This window comes from Cellulomonas algicola (genome assembly GCF_019024305.1).
Taxonomy (GTDB): Bacteria; Actinomycetota; Actinomycetes; order Actinomycetales; family Cellulomonadaceae; genus Cellulomonas; species Cellulomonas algicola.
This window is the reverse complement of the sequence record NZ_JAHKSJ010000011.1, coordinates 100,317-116,954: the sequence shown is the minus strand read 5'-3', so window position 1 is coordinate 116,954 and position 16,638 is coordinate 100,317. Positions and strand designations below refer to the sequence as shown.

General features: G+C 75.1%; 17 protein-coding genes. 15 read left to right on the top strand and 2 right to left on the bottom strand.

Annotated features, from left to right (window positions below; genetic code table 11):
* The first annotated feature begins 1 nt into the window (after position 1).
* The 5 genes from KOV94_RS10010 (at position 2) to KOV94_RS09990 (ending at position 4,415) form a co-directional block, all read left to right on the top strand.
* On the top strand, positions 2–961 hold the full coding sequence (locus KOV94_RS10010; protein WP_218051941.1) for an ROK family protein: 960 nt from the start codon (positions 2–4) through the stop codon (positions 959–961).
* Between the two features lie 40 nt (positions 962–1,001).
* Positions 1,002–1,784, top strand: a complete 783-nt coding sequence (gene nagB / locus KOV94_RS10005) for a glucosamine-6-phosphate deaminase (RefSeq protein WP_124344286.1) — start codon at positions 1,002–1,004, stop codon at positions 1,782–1,784.
* Positions 1,785–1,834: 50 nt separating this feature from the next.
* A complete protein-coding gene (locus tag KOV94_RS10000) occupies positions 1,835–2,203 on the top strand; it encodes a DUF3039 domain-containing protein (RefSeq protein ID WP_124344285.1) in 369 nt (122 codons plus the stop codon).
* The gene (locus KOV94_RS09995) at positions 2,200–4,014 is read left to right on the top strand and encodes a DEAD/DEAH box helicase (protein ID WP_168679404.1); all 1,815 of its coding nucleotides are present in this window, start codon (positions 2,200–2,202) and stop codon (positions 4,012–4,014) included. Before KOV94_RS10000 ends, KOV94_RS09995 begins: the two co-directional genes overlap by 4 nt.
* Before the next feature lie 242 nt (positions 4,015–4,256).
* A complete protein-coding gene (locus KOV94_RS09990) occupies positions 4,257–4,415 on the top strand; it encodes a hypothetical protein (RefSeq protein ID WP_168679405.1) in 159 nt (52 codons plus the stop codon).
* A 97-nt stretch (positions 4,416–4,512) separates the two neighbouring features.
* Here KOV94_RS09990 and KOV94_RS09985 read toward each other — a convergent pair whose 3' ends face one another.
* Positions 4,513–5,871: a nicotinate phosphoribosyltransferase gene (locus KOV94_RS09985; protein ID WP_124344636.1), complete on the bottom strand. Its 1,359-nt coding sequence runs from the start codon at positions 5,869–5,871 to the stop codon at positions 4,513–4,515.
* A 67-nt stretch (positions 5,872–5,938) separates the two neighbouring features.
* Between KOV94_RS09985 and clpS the strand changes: the two genes are divergently transcribed.
* From clpS to KOV94_RS09945, 8 genes are read left to right on the top strand one after another with little or no spacing between them, the layout of a single operon-like run.
* Positions 5,939–6,232, top strand: coding sequence for an ATP-dependent Clp protease adapter ClpS (clpS, locus tag KOV94_RS09980; RefSeq protein ID WP_124344637.1), 294 nt, complete (start codon positions 5,939–5,941; stop codon positions 6,230–6,232).
* The gene (locus tag KOV94_RS09975) at positions 6,232–6,861 is read left to right on the top strand and encodes a DUF2017 domain-containing protein (RefSeq protein ID WP_124344638.1); all 630 of its coding nucleotides are present in this window, start codon (positions 6,232–6,234) and stop codon (positions 6,859–6,861) included. The genes clpS and KOV94_RS09975 overlap by 1 nt, the downstream gene beginning before the upstream one ends.
* 10 nt (positions 6,862–6,871) lie before the next feature.
* Positions 6,872–7,687 carry a glutamate racemase gene (murI, locus tag KOV94_RS09970; RefSeq protein ID WP_124344639.1) on the top strand — a complete coding sequence of 272 codons (816 nt, stop codon included), beginning with the start codon at positions 6,872–6,874 and terminating at the stop codon, positions 7,685–7,687.
* Complete coding sequence (locus KOV94_RS09965; protein WP_218051940.1) at positions 7,684–8,472, top strand: MBL fold metallo-hydrolase; 789 nt, start codon at positions 7,684–7,686, stop codon at positions 8,470–8,472. The genes murI and KOV94_RS09965 overlap by 4 nt, the downstream gene beginning before the upstream one ends.
* Before the next feature lie 59 nt (positions 8,473–8,531).
* Positions 8,532–9,080 (top strand): hypothetical protein, encoded by a 549-nt coding sequence (locus tag KOV94_RS09960; RefSeq protein ID WP_218051939.1) that lies wholly within the window; start codon positions 8,532–8,534, stop codon positions 9,078–9,080.
* A 10-nt stretch (positions 9,081–9,090) separates the two neighbouring features.
* Positions 9,091–9,918, top strand: coding sequence for a ribonuclease PH (gene rph / locus KOV94_RS09955; protein ID WP_218051938.1), 828 nt, complete (start codon positions 9,091–9,093; stop codon positions 9,916–9,918).
* On the top strand, positions 9,915–10,541 hold the full coding sequence (gene rdgB / locus KOV94_RS09950) for an RdgB/HAM1 family non-canonical purine NTP pyrophosphatase (protein WP_124344643.1): 627 nt from the start codon (positions 9,915–9,917) through the stop codon (positions 10,539–10,541). The genes rph and rdgB overlap by 4 nt, the downstream gene beginning before the upstream one ends.
* A complete protein-coding gene (locus KOV94_RS09945) occupies positions 10,538–12,247 on the top strand; it encodes an ABC-F family ATP-binding cassette domain-containing protein (protein ID WP_218051937.1) in 1,710 nt (569 codons plus the stop codon). The genes rdgB and KOV94_RS09945 overlap by 4 nt, the downstream gene beginning before the upstream one ends.
* Positions 12,248–12,295: 48 nt before the next feature.
* Here KOV94_RS09945 and KOV94_RS09940 read toward each other — a convergent pair whose 3' ends face one another.
* Positions 12,296–12,850: an NUDIX hydrolase family protein gene (locus KOV94_RS09940; protein ID WP_124344645.1), complete on the bottom strand. Its 555-nt coding sequence runs from the start codon at positions 12,848–12,850 to the stop codon at positions 12,296–12,298.
* Positions 12,851–12,981: 131 nt separating this feature from the next.
* Here KOV94_RS09940 and trxA point away from each other — a divergent pair, with 131 nt between their 5' ends.
* Positions 12,982–13,362 (top strand): thioredoxin, encoded by a 381-nt coding sequence (gene trxA, locus KOV94_RS09935; RefSeq protein WP_124344646.1) that lies wholly within the window; start codon positions 12,982–12,984, stop codon positions 13,360–13,362.
* Positions 13,363–13,654: 292 nt separating this feature from the next.
* Positions 13,655–16,621 carry a glycosyl hydrolase gene (locus tag KOV94_RS09930; RefSeq protein WP_218051936.1) on the top strand — a complete coding sequence of 989 codons (2,967 nt, stop codon included), beginning with the start codon at positions 13,655–13,657 and terminating at the stop codon, positions 16,619–16,621.
* The last annotated feature ends 17 nt before the right edge of the window (positions 16,622–16,638 follow it).

Sequence of the window (16,638 nt, the reverse complement as noted above, 5' to 3'; positions counted from 1 at the left end):
CGTGGACGTGCGGGTGAGGTCCGGCGGCTGGTCCGTCGGGCTGGACATCGGGGGCAGCAAGGTCCTGGGAGTGGTGCTCGACCCGTCGGGCGTCGTCCGGCACCAGGTGAAGGCGGGGACCGTGCGCGGCCTCGACGGCGTGGTCGCGGGTGCGGTCGCGGCGGTCGAGGAGCTCGCGGGGCTCGCGGGCGTGGCAGTCGACGACCTCGTCGGCGTCGGGCTGGGCCTGCCGGGGGTCGTCGACGTGGCCGCGGGCACCGTCGAGCACGCGGTCAACCTCGGCATCGACGAGCGCGTGGCGCTGGCGGCGCTGGTCGCCGACCGCCTGGGGGCCGTCCCCGTGCGGCTGGAGAACGATCTCAACGCCGCCGTCGTGGGCGCGGCGCGGTTCGTCGAGCCGCACGCCGACGGTGCGCAGCACGACCTCGCGTTCCTCGCGCTCGGCACCGGCATGGCGGCCGGGCTGCTGCTCGACGGCCGGCTGCGGCGCGGCTCGCAGGGTGCGGCGGGGGAGATCGGGCACCTGACGTTCGTGCCCGACGGCCTGCCGTGCAAGTGCGGCCAGGTCGGCTGCCTCGAGCAGTACGCGTCGGGCTCCGCGCTCGACGCCGCGTGGCCCAGCCGCTCGGGCGCGCCGGCTCCGGCCGAGGTGTTCGCCGCGGCCGCCGCCGGCGACCCGGTGGCCGTCGCGCTGCGCGACCAGTTCGCCGCGGCGGTCGCCGCCGCGGTCCGGGTGCTCGTGCTCACGTGCGACGTGCGGCACGTCGTCATCGGCGGCGGGGTGAGCGCCGTGGGTGCGCCGCTGCTCGACGCCGTGCGGGACGTGCTCGACGCCGCGGCCGGCACGTCGCCGTTCCTCGCGTCGATGCGGCTCGCGGACCGGGTGACGCTCGCGCCGGAGGGGGTGCCCGTCGGTGCCGTCGGCGCGGCGCTCGTCGGACGCGGGGAGCACGGCGCATGACTCGCCGTGGCGCTGCCGCGGCCCGACAGGAGGACAGCTGATGGAGGTCGTCATCGCCCCCGCGGCGCAGCTCGCGGTCATCGCGGCCGACGCGGTCGAGCGGCTGCTGCGCGCACGTCCGACGGCGGTGCTCGGGCTCGCGACCGGCTCCAGCCCGCTGGCCGTCTACGACGAGCTCGCACGCAGGTACGCCGACGAGGGGCTGTCGTTCGCGCACGCGCGGGCGTTCATGCTCGACGAGTACGTCGGCCTGCCGGCCGACCACCCGGAGCGGTACCGCAACGTCATCGAGAAGGAGATCGCGTCGCGCGTCGACTTCGCCGAGGGCGCGGTGCAGGGGCCGGACGGTCTCGCGGAGGACGTGCCTGCGGCCTGCGCGGCGTACGAGCAGGCGATCGCGGACGCGGGCGGGGTCGACCTGCAGATCCTCGGCATCGGCACCGACGGGCACGTCGCGTTCAACGAGCCGGGCTCGTCGCTCGCGTCGCGGACCCGCATCAAGACGCTCACGCGCCAGACGCGCGAGGACAACGCGCGGTTCTTCGGCGGCGACGTCGACCAGGTCCCGACGCACTGCCTCACGCAGGGGCTCGCGACGATCATGGCGGCCCGGCACCTGGTGCTCCTGGCGACCGGGCGGGGCAAGGCCGAGGCGGTGCACCAGCTCGCCGAGGGTCCGGTCAGCGCGATGTGGCCGGCGACCGTCCTGCAGCACCACCCGCACGTCACGGTGCTCGTCGACGACGCCGCCGCGTCGCGCCTGCAGCTCGCGGACTACTACCGCGAGACGTACGCCGCGAAGCCCGGCTGGCAGGGTCTCTAGGGGCGGTGTCGATCCCGGCGGCGTCGGGGGCGCGACGTAGACTCCTGCGCATGACTGAGCCCCTCCCGCCGACCGGCCCCGCCGACCCGAACGACCCGGGCCAGGGCACGTCGACGAGCGTGCTCGAGCGCCAGGAGACCCACGAGCAGGTCGAGCCGGGCGACCACGAGCGCTTCGCGCACTACGTGCGCAAGGAGAAGATCATGGAGTCCGCGATGAGCGGCAAGCCCGTGATCGCGCTCTGCGGCAAGGTCTGGGTCCCGGGCCGGGACCCGAACAAGTTCCCGGTCTGCCCCGTCTGCAAGGAGATCTACGAGGGGCTGCGCGACCCGCAGGACGGTGAGGGTGCGTCCGGCGACGGCGGCTCCGAGGGCTCGGGCGGGGGTCGTCGCTGGGGCTTCGGCCGCGGCGGCAAGTGAGCGCGGCCGCACGCCCGTCCTCCACCACGTCCCACGCGTCCACGTCGGCGGCCTCCCACCTGCCGCCGGCGTTCCCCGGGCGTGCGCCGTGGGGGACCGCGGGCAAGCTGCGTGCGTGGCAGGCCGAGGCCCTGGACCTGTACCGGGAGCGCTCGCCGCGTGACTTCCTCGCCGTCGCGACGCCCGGGGCGGGCAAGACGACCTTCGCGCTCCGCATCGCGACCGAGCTGCTCGAGGCCCGCGTCGTGCGGCGCGTCACGGTCGTGGCGCCGACCGAGCACCTGAAGAAGCAGTGGGCGGACGCCGCGGCACGCGTCGGGATCCGGCTCGACCCGAACTTCTCGAACGCGCAGGGTCGGCACGGACACGGGTTCGACGGCGTCGCCGTCACGTACGCGCAGGTCGCGTCGAAGCCCGCGCTGCACGCGGCGCGCACGACGGCCGAGCGCACCCTCGTGATCCTCGACGAGGTGCACCACGGCGGCGACGCGCTCTCGTGGGGCGACGCGGTCCGGGAGGCGTTCGAGGACGCGACCAGGCGCCTCGCGCTCACGGGCACGCCGTTCCGGTCCGACACCGCGGCGATCCCGTTCGTGCAGTACGCGCGCGACCACGAGGGGATCCGCCGGAGCGTCGCGGACTACACGTACGGCTACGGCGACGCGCTGCGCGACCACGTCGTGCGGCCCGTGATCTTCCTGTCCTACAGCGGCTCGATGCGCTGGCGGACGCGCGCGGGCGACGAGGTGAGCGCCCGCCTCGGCGAGCCGTTGACCAAGGACATGACCGCGCAGGCGTGGCGGACCGCGCTCGACCCGAACGGCGAGTGGATCCCGAGCGTCCTCGCGGCCGCCGACCGGCGGCTCACCGAGGTGCGTCGGGCGGTGCCGGACGCGGGCGCGATGATCATCGCGACCGACCAGACCGACGCGCGCGCCTACGCGGGCCACCTGGCCCGGCTGACAGGGGAGTCGCCCACGGTCGTGCTGTCCGACGACGACGGCGCGAGCGACCGGATCGACGAGTTCTCCGCGAGCGACTCGCGCTGGCTCGTGGCGGTCCGCATGGTCTCGGAGGGTGTCGACGTGCCGCGCCTGGCGGTCGGCGTCTACGCGACGAGCACCGCGACGCCGCTGTTCTTCGCGCAGGCCGTCGGGCGGTTCGTGCGCGCCCGCAAGCGCGGCGAGACGGCGTCGGTGTTCCTGCCGTCGGTCCCGCAGCTGCTGGGTCTCGCGAGCAGCCTCGAGCTCGAGCGCGACCACGCCCTGGACCGGCCGCAGACGGCCGAGGAGCAGGGTGTCGACTTCAACCCCGAGGACGCGCTGCTCGCGGCCGCGAACGCCGAGCAGAACGGTCCCGACGCGGTCGGGCCGGACGGCAAGCAGGGCACGTTCGAGGCGCTCGAGGCGCAGGCGTCCTTCGACCGCGTGCTGTTCGACGGTGGCGAGTTCGGCACCGAGGCGGCGGTCGGCTCGGACGAGGAGCTCGACTTCCTCGGCCTGCCCGGGCTGCTGGACGCCGACCAGGTGTCGGCGCTGCTGCGGCAGCGGCAGGCGGACCAGCTCAAGGGCAAGCGTCGCCCGGCGGCGTCGGAGCCCGCGCCCGAGATGGACCACCGCAAGCAGGCGGAGCTGCGCAAGGAGCTCGCGCAGCTGGTCGGGGCCTGGTCGCGGCGCAGCGGGCAGCCGCACGGCGCGGTGCACGCCGAGCTCCGTCGGCGGTGCGGCGGGCCGGAGGTCGCGCTCGCGGACCCGGCGCAGCTCACGGCTCGTGTCGCGATGCTGCGCGGCTGGTTCGTCGGCAAGAAGTGACGTCCGTTACGCCTCGGTAGCGTGACCAGACAACCCCCGTCTCACCATGCGAGACGGTGACAAATCCCTCATCTGTGCAGGTCAGAGCCCTGGACGCGCGACCACATAGCAGCGACCGGTGTGCGCGCAACTCGTCCTCTCGGCGTGCGGAGCCGTCACCCGTTCGGCAGCCTCGTCCTCGTGCTTCACGGCGCCGGGTTCCCCCGGACGCTCACGGTGACCACGTAGAAAGGGGTCGCACCATGCCCAGCTGGCTCATCCTCGTCCTCGTCGGAGCGGTTCTCCTCATCCTCGGCTTCGCCGGGGTCGGTGAGTTCCTCCTGTGGATCGGTATCGCCGTCCTGGTCGTCAGCCTGATCCTCGGCCTGGTCGGCCGCGGCCGCGGCCGCGCCCGGATCTGACCGGGCCGCGGCGCGGGTGGCGGGGGCCTAGCCCCCCTGTGCTCCCGCCCCGCGTCCGCGGCCTGGTCCTCGCGCAGCGGTCTGGCTGGACGGTCCCTCAGTCCCGTCCGGCCAGCCGCAGCGTCACGGTCGGCACCGCGGCCTCGTCGGCCGACAGCCGTCGCGCTCCGCGCGGCAGCTCGTCCCGCGAGGCGCGGTGCCGATCCCGTGCCCGGCGCACCCCCTGCGGACCCGTCCACGACAGGTCCACCTCCCCGCCGGTCACGAGCGGCACGTGCAGCGCACGCAGCTCGCCGCCCTCGGGCTCCCACGACGCGACCGCCTGGTCCGGTCCCGTCACCAGCACCTCCTCGACGGCCCGCCCGTCCGGCCCTCGCCGCCGCGCCGCCGTCTTGCGGCCCCCGACGCTCGTCTTCGCCGACGACCTCTTCTCGACCGGGGCGAGCGCACCGTCCCGCCCCTCGCGGGCCACGAGCTTGTAGACCATGCCGCACGTCGGCGCCCCCGAGCCGGTCACGACCGACGTCCCGACGCCGTAGACGTCCACCGGTGCCGCGGCCAGCGCGGCGATCGCGTACTCGTCGAGGTCCGACGTCACCACGATCCGCGTGTCGTGGGCTCCCGCGGCGTCGAGCTGGGCGCGCACCTCCTGCGCGAGCACGCCCAGGTCGCCCGAGTCGAGCCGCACCGCACCCAGACCGGTGCCGGCCGCGGCGAGCGCGAGCTCGACGCCGCGCTTCACGTCGTACGTGTCGACCAGGAGCGTCGTGCCGGGTCCCTGGGCCGCGACCTGCGCCGCGAAGGCGGCCTCCTCGTCGTCGTGCAGCAGCGTGAACGCGTGCGCGGCCGTGCCGATCGTGTCGAGGCCGTAGCGGCGCCCCGCCTCGAGGTTCGACGTGGCCGCGAACCCCGCCACGACCGCGGCCCGGGCCGCCGACACCGCGGCCTCCTCGTGCGCGCGCCGCGCGCCCATCTCCAGCACCGGCCGGTCCACCGCAGCGCTCGTCATGCGAGAGGCCGCCGACGCGACCGCCGAGTCGTAGTTGAGGATCGACAGCGCGAGCGTCTCGAGCAGCACGGCCTCGGCGAACGTCCCCTCGACGACCAGCAGCGGCGACTGCGGGAAGAACACCTCACCCTCCGCGTACCCGCGGACCGACCCCGTGAACCGGTAGTCCGCGAGGAAGGCGAGCGTCGCGTCGTCGACGACGCCCTCGTCGGAGAGCCAGTCGAGCTCGCGCGACGTGAACCTGAACGCGGGCAGCGCCTCGAGCAGCCGGCCCGTGCCGGCGACGACCCCGTACCGGCGGCCGGGCGGCAGCCGGCGCGTGAACACCTCGAACACGCAGCGGCGGTGCGCGGTGCCGTCGGCGAGCGCGGCCTGCAGCATCGTGAGCTCGTAACGGTCGGTGAGCAGCGACGTCACGGGGACGGCGGCGGGCTGCGGGTGCGTCATGCCGCCAACGTAGGACGCCCGGGACCGGGCGGCGCGCCCGGCGCGCACGGGCACCTACAGTGGTCGGGTGCCCGTCCAGACCGCGCCCGACGAACGCGTCGAGGCCGCCGAGCAGGCGGCCGTCGCCGACCCGTGGGTCACCATCGTGTGGAACGACCCCGTCAACCTCATGTCCTACGTGACCTACGTGTTCGAGACGTACTTCGGCCACCCCCACGAGAAGGCCGAGAAGCTCATGCGCCAGGTGCACGAGGAGGGGAGGGCGGTCGTGTCGAGCGGGTCGCTCGAGGGCATGGAGGTCGACGTGCAGGCGATGCACGGGTTCGGCCTGTGGGCGACGCTCCAGCGCAGCGGGGTCTGATGCGCGCGTTCACGGAGAAGCACGGCGCGTTCGTCGCGCGGCTCGACGCCTCGGAGCGCGAGGTCGTCGCGGCGCTCGTCGCGGACGTCGCGCAGCTGCTGGGAGCACCCCGGTTCGACGAGGCCGGACCGGCCGCCGCGCCCGAGGGCCCGCTCCTGCGCACCGAGCGGATCCCGCCGCCGCAGGACCCGGCGGTGCGCCGGCTGCTGCCCGATGCGTCGCAGGACGACCCGGACGTCGCGGCCGAGTTCCGCCGCCTGACCGAGGACGACCTGCGGGCACGCAAGGTCGCACGCCTCGGGGTGATGTGGACGCTGCTGACGACGCCCGGAGACGGCCGGCGGCAGGACCTCCTCACGGTCGCCCCGCAGGACGCCCCCGAGGTCGCGGCGGCCCTCACGGACCTGCGGCTCGTGCTCGCCGAGCGGCTCGACGTGCGGACGGACCACGACGCCGAGCAGCTGTACGACGTGCTGTCCGACGAGGCCGAGGGGCAGGACGTCGACGTCCGGCGCTACCTCGTGTCGCTGTACGGCGCGCTGAGCTGGCTGCAGGAGTCGCTCGTCGGGCTCATGCTCGAGCACGCGCGGCGCGGCGGGGCGTCCGGCCGCTCCGCGCACGAGGGTTAGGCTCTCGCCCGTGAACGACGCCCCCCTCGGCATCTTCGACTCCGGCGTCGGCGGTCTCACGGTGGCGCGGTCCATCCTCGACCAGCTGCCGCACGAGTCCACGCTCTACATCGGCGACACGCTCAACACCCCGTACGGGCCCAAGCCGCTCGCCGCGGTGCGCGCACACGCGCTCGAGGTCATGGACGACCTGGTCGACGCGGGCGTGAAGCTGCTGGTCATCGCGTGCAACACCGCGTCGGCCGCGATGCTCCGGGACGCGCGCGAGCGGTACACGCTGCGCCGCGGGATCCCCGTCGTCGAGGTCATCCTCCCGGCCGCCCGGCGGGCGGTCGCCGCGACGCGGACCGGCCGGATCGGCGTCATCGGCACGCGCGCGACCGTCGAGTCCCGGGCGTACGACGACGCGTTCGCCGTCGCGCCCGGCGTGACGCTCACCACGCAGGCGTGCCCCCGGTTCGTCGAGCTCGTCGAGGCCGGCATCACGTCGGGGCCCGAGGTGCTGGCGGTGGCCCGCGAGTACCTCGCGCCGGTCAAGGAGGCCGGCGTCGACACGCTCGTCCTCGGCTGCACGCACTACCCGCTGCTGACGGGCGCGATCTCGTACGTCATGGGCGACGAGGTCACGCTGGTGTCGAGCGCCGAGGAGACCGCGAAGGACGTGTACCGCACGCTCGTCGCGCACGACCTCGAGCGCGACCCCGCGGCCGGCCCGCCGACGCACCGCTTCCTCGCGACGGGCGACCCCGACTCGTTCCACACGCTCGCGCGCCGCTTCCTCGGACCTGAGGTCGGGTCGGTCGAGTCGCGGATGGCCCTGCGATGAGGCTCGTCGTCGTGGGCTGTGCGGGTTCCTTCCCCGGCCCCGACGCGGCCGCGTCCGGCTACCTGGTGCAGGCCGACGACGCCGACGGGCGCACGTGGACCGTGCTGCTGGACCTCGGCAACGGCGCGCTCGGGCCGCTGCAGCGGTACGGCGACCCGACCCGGATCGACGCGATCGGCCTGTCCCACCTGCACGCGGACCACGTCGCGGACATGGTCGTGCTCAACGTGCTGCGGCGGTACCACCCCGACGGCGCGCTGCCGCCGGTCGACGTGCACGGGCCCGAGGGGACCGCGCAGCGGCTCACGCAGATCGCGGGCGGCGACCCGGCGACCGACGTCGGCGGGCAGTTCACGTTCCACGCGTGGGACCCCGCGGCGCCCGTCGTCGTCGGCCCGCTGACGCTGACGCCCGTGCCCGTCGAGCACCCCGTGCCGGCCTTCGGGGTCCGCGCCGAGGGGCCGTCCGAGGCCGACCCGTCGCGGCGCGTCACCCTCGCGTACACCGGCGACACCGACGCGTGCGCCGGTCTCGACACGCTCGCGGACGGTGTCGACCTGCTGCTCGCCGAGGCGGCGTTCGTCGAGGGGCGCGACGACGCCGTGCGCGGCGTGCACCTCACCGGCCGGCGCGCGGGCGAGGCCGCGTCGCGGGCCGGTGCACGGCAGCTGGTCCTCACGCACATCCCCGCGTGGAACGACCCGCAGGTCGCGGTCGCGGAGGCACGCGCGGCCTACGACGGTCCCGTCGCGCTCGCCCGCCCGGGCGACGTGCACATGCTCTGACGCGACCCCCGCCGGGAACCTCCCGCGGGGCGCGCCCGCACCTGGCACGCTGTGCGCTCATGCGCACCCGTACCGTCCGCACGCCCGTCGGGCCGTCCTTCGACGTGGCCGTCCAGTGGGCGCCACGCTGGGCGCGCGTGTTCCGCCGCGCGCGCCGCCGGCACCGCCGCAGCCGTGAGGGTGCCGACGTCGCCTTCGAGGGCGTCGGCGAGCTCGCAGGCGGGCTCGACGACCTCGGCGGCGTCGTCGTGTGGATCGTCGGGGCGGTCGCGTTCGTCTTCGGTGTGCTGCTCGTCTGGCTCTTCCTCGTGCCCCTGCTGCTCGTCGTGCTCGACCTGCTCGTCGTGGTCGTCGTCCTCACGCTCGCGTTCCTCGGGCGGCTGCTGCTGCGTCGTCCGTGGACCGTCGCCGTCACGCCCGCGGGCGACGACGACACGCCCGTCGCGCTCGCCGACGTCATGGGCTGGAACCGCGCGCTGCGCGTCCGCGACGCCATCGGCGGTCGCCTCGCCGCCGGGGCCTCGCCCGAGCAGGCCGTGCTCGACGCCGCGCTGGGCGACAAGGCGGTGACCGCCCGCGTCGCGGGGGGCGTGGGCCTGCGCGGTTAGGCTCGTCCGCATGACCGCCACCACCCCCGCGCTCCGCGCCGACGGCCGACGCCCCGACGAGCTGCGCCCCGTCACGCTCACCCGCCGCTTCCTCGACGCGGGGGAGGGCAGCGTCCTCGTCGAGTTCGGCGGGACCAAGGTGCTGTGCGTGGCGTCGTTCACGGAGGGTGTGCCGCGCTGGCGCAAGGGCTCGGGCGAGGGCTGGGTGACCGCCGAGTACGCGATGCTGCCGCGCGCCACCACGACGCGGTCGGACCGCGAGTCGGTCAAGGGCCGCGTCGGCGGCCGTACGCAGGAGATCTCGCGCCTCATCGGCCGCTCGCTGCGCGCCGTCGTCGACGTGTCCGCGCTCGGCGAGAACACGATCGTCCTCGACTGCGACGTCCTGCAGGCCGACGGCGGGACCCGCACCGCGGCCATCACGGGCGCGTACGTCGCGCTGGCCGACGCGGTCGCGTGGGCGACGCAGCAGCGCATCGTCAAGCCCGGCCGCACGGTGCTGCGCGACTCGGTCGCCGCCGTCTCCGTCGGCATCGTCGAGGGTGTCCCGGTGCTCGACCTGCCCTACGTCGAGGACGTCCGCGCCGAGACGGACATGAACGTCGTCGTCACCGGCTCGGGGGCGTTCGTCGAGGTGCAGGGCACGGCCGAGCACGCCCCGTTCGACCGTCGCGAGCTCGACGCCCTGCTCGACCTCGCCGTCGCGGGCGGCGCGCAGCTCACCACGCTGCAGCGCCTGGCTCTCGCGTCCGCGCCCGGCGACGGCTCCGCGACGCGTCTCGTCGCGGGCGTGGACGGGGTCGACTCCGTGGCCGTGGCGGACGAGGTGGGCGCGTGACGGTGCCCGTCGGCGCGCGGCTGGTCCTCGCGACGCACAACGCGCACAAGATCGGCGAGCTCCGCGCGATCCTGTCCCCGTCGTTGCCGGGCCTCGACCCCGCCGCGGTCGTGGGTGCGGGCGACGTGGGCGCGCCCGAGCCCGTCGAGGACGGCGTCACGTTCGCGGAGAACGCGCTGCTCAAGGCGCGCGCGCTCGCCGCGTTCACCGGCCTGCCCGCGGTCGCCGACGACTCCGGTCTCGCGGTCGACGTGCTCGGCGGCGCGCCCGGCATCTTCTCCGCGCGCTGGGCCGGTCGGCACGGCGACGACGCCGCGAACCTCGACCTGCTGCTCGCGCAGCTGCGCGACGTGAAGCCCGAGCACCGGGGTGCGCGGTTCGTGTGCGCCGCCGCGCTCGTCACGCCCGACGGGTTCGAGCACGTCGAGACGGGCGCGCTCGTCGGCACGCTCGCGGACGCGCCCCGCGGCGCGCACGGGTTCGGCTACGACCCGGTGCTCGTCCCGCTCGGCGAGGAGCGCACGTGCGCCGAGCTCGACCCGGCCGAGAAGAACGCCATCAGCCATCGCGGTCAGGCGTTCCGCGCGCTCGCGCCGACGCTCGTGCGGGTGCTGGGCGGATGACGCTGCCCGCCCGGCGGGACGCGCACGCGGTGGTCGACCACGTGCACGTCGCCGCCGACGCGGTGACGTTCGGCTACGGGGAGCAGGTCGTCCTCGACGCCGTCGACCTCGTGGTGTCCGCGGGCGACCGCGTCGGGCTCGTCGGGGAGAACGGCGCGGGCAAGACGACGCTGCTGCGGCTGCTCGCGGGCGACTTCGCGCCGCTGTCCGGTGCCGTCCGTCGCGCGGGCACGCTCGCCGTCGTCGAGCAGGAGCTCGACGAGCCCGCCGGGACGACCGTAGGCACCCTCGTCGACCGGGCGCTGCGCGCGGTGCGGGTCGCGTCGGACGAGCTCGAGGCCGCCATCGAGGGCTTCGACCACGAGTCCGGCGACCTGGCCCGCCTCACGGCCGCGATGGCCCGGTACGAGCACCTCGCCGCGTGGGACGCCGACCGGCGCGTCGACGAAGCGCTCACGCGGTTCGGCGCACCGCGCGACCGGGAGCGGCCGCTCGACCGGCTCAGCGTGGGCGAGCGCTACCGGGTCCGGCTCGCGTGCCGGATCGGCGAGCGCGCGGACGTGCTGCTGCTCGACGAGCCGACCAACCACCTCGACGCCGCGGGCGTCGACTACCTCACGGCCCAGCTGCGGGACTGGCCCGGTGCGGTCGTCATCGTCACGCACGACCGTCGGCTGCTCGACGACGTCATGACCGCGATCCTCGACCTCGACCCGTCGATGGACGGCCGCCCCGCGCTGTACGGCGCGACGCGCTACGCGGACTACCGGTTCGCGAAGGACCAGATGCTGCGCCGCTGGCGCGCCCGGTACCGCGCGGAGCGCAAGCGTGCGTTGCAGCTCGCCGTGCGGCTCGACACCGCCTACGAGGGGCTGTCCGACGAGTGGCGCCCGCCCAAGGGCTCGCAGAAGCACCGTCGCGGCACGCGCGCCCGCGTCCACGTGAAGGCAGCGGACCGCCTGATCCAGCGCCTCGAGGCCGACGCGGTCGAGGTGCCCGTGCCGCCACCGGCGCTCGCGTTCCCCGACCTGCCGTCGGTGCCCAAGCCCGTCGCGGGCGACCGCGGGGGCGGCGGCCCGCTGCTCGAGCTGCGCGCGCCCCGCGTCGACGGCGGCCCAGGCGGACGTCCCCGGCTCGACCTGCCCGGGCGACGCATCGAGGTCCCGCCGTGCGGCCGGCTGCTCGTCACCGGTCCGAACGGGTCGGGCAAGTCGACGCTGCTCGCGGCGCTGGCCGGGACGGTCGCGCTCGACCGCGGCGCGCGCGTGCTCGCGCCCGGAGCCCGGCTCGGCGTGCTCGCGCAGGAGGGACCGACCGAGCACGCGGCTCCCGCGGCCGCCGACGGGTCGTCGCCGAGCGCGTTCGACGCGTACGCGCGGCACGCGCTCGACCTGCTCGAGGCCGGTCGGATCGACCCCGAGCAGCTCGTGCCGGTGGCGGCGCTCGGGCTGCTGAGCGAGGCCGACCTCGAACGGCCGCTGCGCGAGCTGTCCGTGGGTCAGCGCCGCCGTTTCGACCTCGCGTGCGCGCTGCTCGCCGCACCGCACCTGCTGATCCTCGACGAGCCCACGAACCACCTGTCCGTCGGTCTGGTCGACGAGGTCACCGACGCGCTGCGGCTCACGTCGGCGGCCGTCGTCGTGGCGACGCACGACCGCCGGATGCGCGCCGACCTCGCCGACTGGCCGGAGCTCACGCTCGGCTGAGGGCGGTCGCGCCGACCGGCGGCGCGCCCGCTGCGTCGTCGCGGACCGTCAGGGCAGGCGGCCGACGTGCGCCATCGCCTGGCGCAGCAGCAGCCCCTGGCCGCCGTTCATCTCGACCTGCACCTGCTCGGCGCACGCCTCCTCGGGCGTGAGCCACGCGAGGTCGATCGCGTCCTGCTGCGGCCGGCAGTCGCCGGACACGGGCACGACGTAGGCGAGCGACACCGCGTGCTGGCGCGGGTCGTGGTAAGGCGTGACGCCCGGCGTCGGGAAGTACTCGGCGACGGTGAACGGCTGCGGCGACGCGGGGATCTGCGGGAGCGCGACGGGCCCGAGGTCCTTCTCGACGTGCCGCACGAGCGCATCGCGCACGCGCTCGTGGTACATGACCCGGCCGCTGACCAGCGCGCGCGACATCACGCCCTCGGGCGTGACGCGCAGCAGCAGCCCGACGGCGACGACGTCGCCCGAGTCGTCGACGCGCACGGGCACGGCGTCGACGTAGAGGATCGGGATCTGCGAGCGGACCTTGGCGATGCGCTCGGGGCTGAGCCAGCCCGCGGGGCGCTCGGGTCCGGGAGGGAACTCGGCGGTGTCGGTCACGGTGCAGTTCTACCCCGAGCCGCGGGTGGTCGCGGCCAGGCGCGCGCGCCCGGGTGGTCGTGGCGGCACCGGGAATATCGGCCGGGGCGTACGCGCTCTAGGTGGCGGACCTGACAACCAGGAGGTGCCACGTGGCGACGACCACGCTGACGGCCGAGACGATCGGCCAGGTCATCAACGAGAACGACATCGTGCTCATCGACTTCTGGGCCGAGTGGTGCGGACCGTGCAAGATGTTCGGCCCCATCTACGAGAAGTCGTCCGAGGAGCACCCCGACGTGGTGTTCGCCAAGGTCGACACCGAGGCCGAGCAGCTCATCGCGGCGCAGCTCCAGATCTCCGCGATCCCGACGATCATGGCGTTCCGCGAGGGCGTGCCGGTGTACCGGCAGTCCGGCGCCCTGCCGGGCCCGCTGCTCGAGAAGGTCGTGGCCGCGGTGAAGGACCTCGACATGGACGAGGTGCGCGAGAAGATCGCGGCCGCCGAGCAGTCGGCGGGCGCCGAGGCCTGACGCCGCCGCACCGGCACGACGACCCCGCACGGTCGTCGTGGCGCTGACGAGCCAGGACGCAGACGACGGCCCGGCCGTGGGGGACCACCCCCGCGGCCGGGCCGTCGTCGTACCCGGCGTGCCGGGGCCCGGAGCCGGGGTTACGGTTTCCTGACACCGCTCTCACACCGAGCGCGTCCAGAGGGGGCCGCGCGGGGAGCGGTGGCGGCGGGTCGCAACGGAGCGGCCGGCCGGTCACGCAGGGGGCTGCCGCACGACGTCGTGCCGCTCACCCCTGCCCAGAGGGGCTGACATGAGCACATCACCACACCGGCGTCGCCCGGGATCACGCGCACTGGTCATGGTCGCCGCCGGCCTGCTCGCCGGCACGGTCGTCGTCGCACCGGCCGCCACTGCGGCCGACACGGTGCCCGTGGGGCGGGGGAGCTACCTGACGTCGCCGCCCGGTCCGACGCCCGAGGGGTGCGACGCCTTGGAGGCGGACCCGCGCGTGTACCTGACGGACGACGCGCCGACCGGTCCGCTGCCGACGAACGACTGGTGGTCCTCGCTGTTGTTCAAGCGGTGGAACTGCACCGCGTCCGAGCCGCTGCACGCCCACCCCGTCTCGTACCAGCCGACGGAGGCTGGTCTCGGGCTCTCGGTGACACGTGACACCGTGGTGTCCGGCACGCCCGGCGGGATCGGCGAGTTCCACTACCCGTACCGCCAGGACGTGCTCGTCGGCGTCTCCGGCCTGCGCGCGCCGGTCGTCGAGGTCGCCGGATGGAGCGACTGGACCGTGACGCCGTCGTGGGAGAGCGGGGGCAAGCGGCTGCGCGCCACGATCGGGCACGGCCTGCCGATCAGCTGGTACCACCTGACCGGCGGCGATGCGGTGCTGACCGCGGCCGCCGACCTGCGCGTCTGGCTGCGCGACGGGTCCACGCTCGGCTTCACGGCGGGCGGCAGCGACTACGTGGCGTACGCACCGAGCGGCGCGTCCTGGACGGTGTCCGGCACGACGCTGACCAGCGGGCTCGCCGGCCAGGGCTTCCTCGCCGTCGCCGCGCTCACGACCGCGGCGGGGTCGACCGACGCGCAGCGCACCGCTCAGGCCCGTGCGCTCGCGCCGTACGCGTTCGACGAGGTGACCGACGCGCGCGTGTCGTGGTCGTACGACGAGACGGCCTCGCGTGTCCGCACGACGTACGCGCTCACGACCGAACCGCTCCAGGGCCGGTCGCGCGGCACGGTCGTCGCGCTGTACCCGCACCAGCAGCGCTACGTCACGGCGACGACGGGCCCGGGCTCGACGGGCACGCTCGGCACCTACGTCTCCCCGCGCGGCGCGATGACGGCGTACACGGGCGCGACGTCGTTCACCACCACGACGCCGTTCACCGGGATCCTCCCCGAGGTGCCCGCGGTCGCCACGTCGACCGGCGCCGCGCGCGACCGGCTCGACGCGCTGCTCGACGAGGCCGCGACCGACGACCTCGGGGTCCTGCGCGCCGACACCTACTGGACCGGCAAGGCGCTCGGGCGGGCCGCCCGCATCGCCGAGATCGCCGACCAGCTCGGCCGCACCGACGTGCGGGACCGCACGCTCCGCGCGATGCGTACGACGCTCACCGACTGGTTCACCGCGACAGGCGGCAAGACCGAGCGTGTGTTCGCCTACGACGCGCGCTGGGGCACGCTCATCGGCTACCCCGCGTCGTACGGGTCCGACACCGAGCTCAACGACCACCACTTCCACTACGGCTACTACGTCGCGGCCGCCGCGACGCTCGCGCGGTTCGACCCGCAGTGGGCGGCCGACTACGGCGGCATGGTCGACGTGCTCGTGCGCGACGCCAACGGCTACGACCGGTCGGAGGAGCGGTTCCCGTTCCTGCGCGACTTCGACCCGTACGCCGGGCACGACTGGGCGTCGGGTCACGGCGCCTTCGCGGCCGGCAACAACCAGGAGTCGAGCTCCGAGGGCATGAACTTCGCCGCGGCGCTCGTCCAGTGGGGCGAGGCCACGGGACGCCAGTCCGTCCGCGAGGCGGGCGCGTACCTCTACGCGACGCAGGCCGCCGCGATCCAGGAGTACTGGTTCGACCGTGCCGAGGCGATCCCCGACGGGTTCGGGCACACCACCGTCGGCATGATCTGGGGCGACGGCGGGGCGTACGCGACGTGGTTCAGCGGCGAGGCGGAGATGATCCAGGGCATCAACACCCTGCCCATCACGGGCGGGCACCTCTACCTCGGGCTGCGTCCCGACGACGTGCGCGCCAACTACGCCGAGCTCGTCCGCGTCAACGGCGGGCCGCCGACCGTCTGGCAGGACATCCTGTGGAGCTACCTCGCGCTCGGCGACGGGCCCGCCGCGCTCCGGGAGCTCCAGGCGAACCCCGGCTACTCGGTCGAGGAGGGCGAGTCCCGCGCGCACACGTTCCACTGGGTCGCCAACCTGGCGGCGCTCGGGACGCTCGACGCGACGGTCCGCGCCGACCACCCGCTGGCCGCGGTGTTCCGCGGGTCGGGCGGCCGGACGTACGTGGCGTCGAACGTCACCGCGACGACGCTGACCGTGCGGTTCTCCGACGGCACGACGCTGCGCGTCCCGGCCGGGCGGACCGTGACGTCGGGTGCGCACACGTGGAGCGGCGGCAACGGGCCGGGTGGTCCGACGACGACGCCCACCCCGACCCCGACGGCCACGCCGACCCCGACACCCACCCCGACGGTCACGCCCACGCCGAAGCCGACGCCGACGCCGACGCCGACGCCGACGGTGCCGCCCTCGGACGCGTCGACGCTCTACCTCGACGGCGACGGCGGGCTCGTGACCAGCCCGGTGACGTCACCGGCGACGGTGACGATCCCGCGCGCCGCGGGCATCGACACCGTGACCGAGCCGGCCGACGCGGTCGTCGCGACGATCGACGGGGTCAGCGGCAGCCCGACGACCGCGGGGACCCGGTTCGACCTCGCGCTCGACGCGGGCGGCGTCGTCGGGAACGGCACGCGCGTGTCGGTCTCGTACGACCTGACGGGCGACGGCACGTGGGACCGGGTCGAGGTCTACCGCTACTTCGCGACCGACCCCGTGCCGGGCGTCGAGCGGTACACCGAGGCCGTCGGGACGGAGCGCGTCACCGGCACGCTGGGGCGGCTGACGAACGGCACGGTGCGCGTCGCGGTGTGGAACGCGATCGGCTCGGGCCCGTCGACGGTGCGCCTCGCCGACTCGGTGGTCCGTCTGCCGCTGCGCGCCGCGAGCTGACGCCGGACGCACCACGG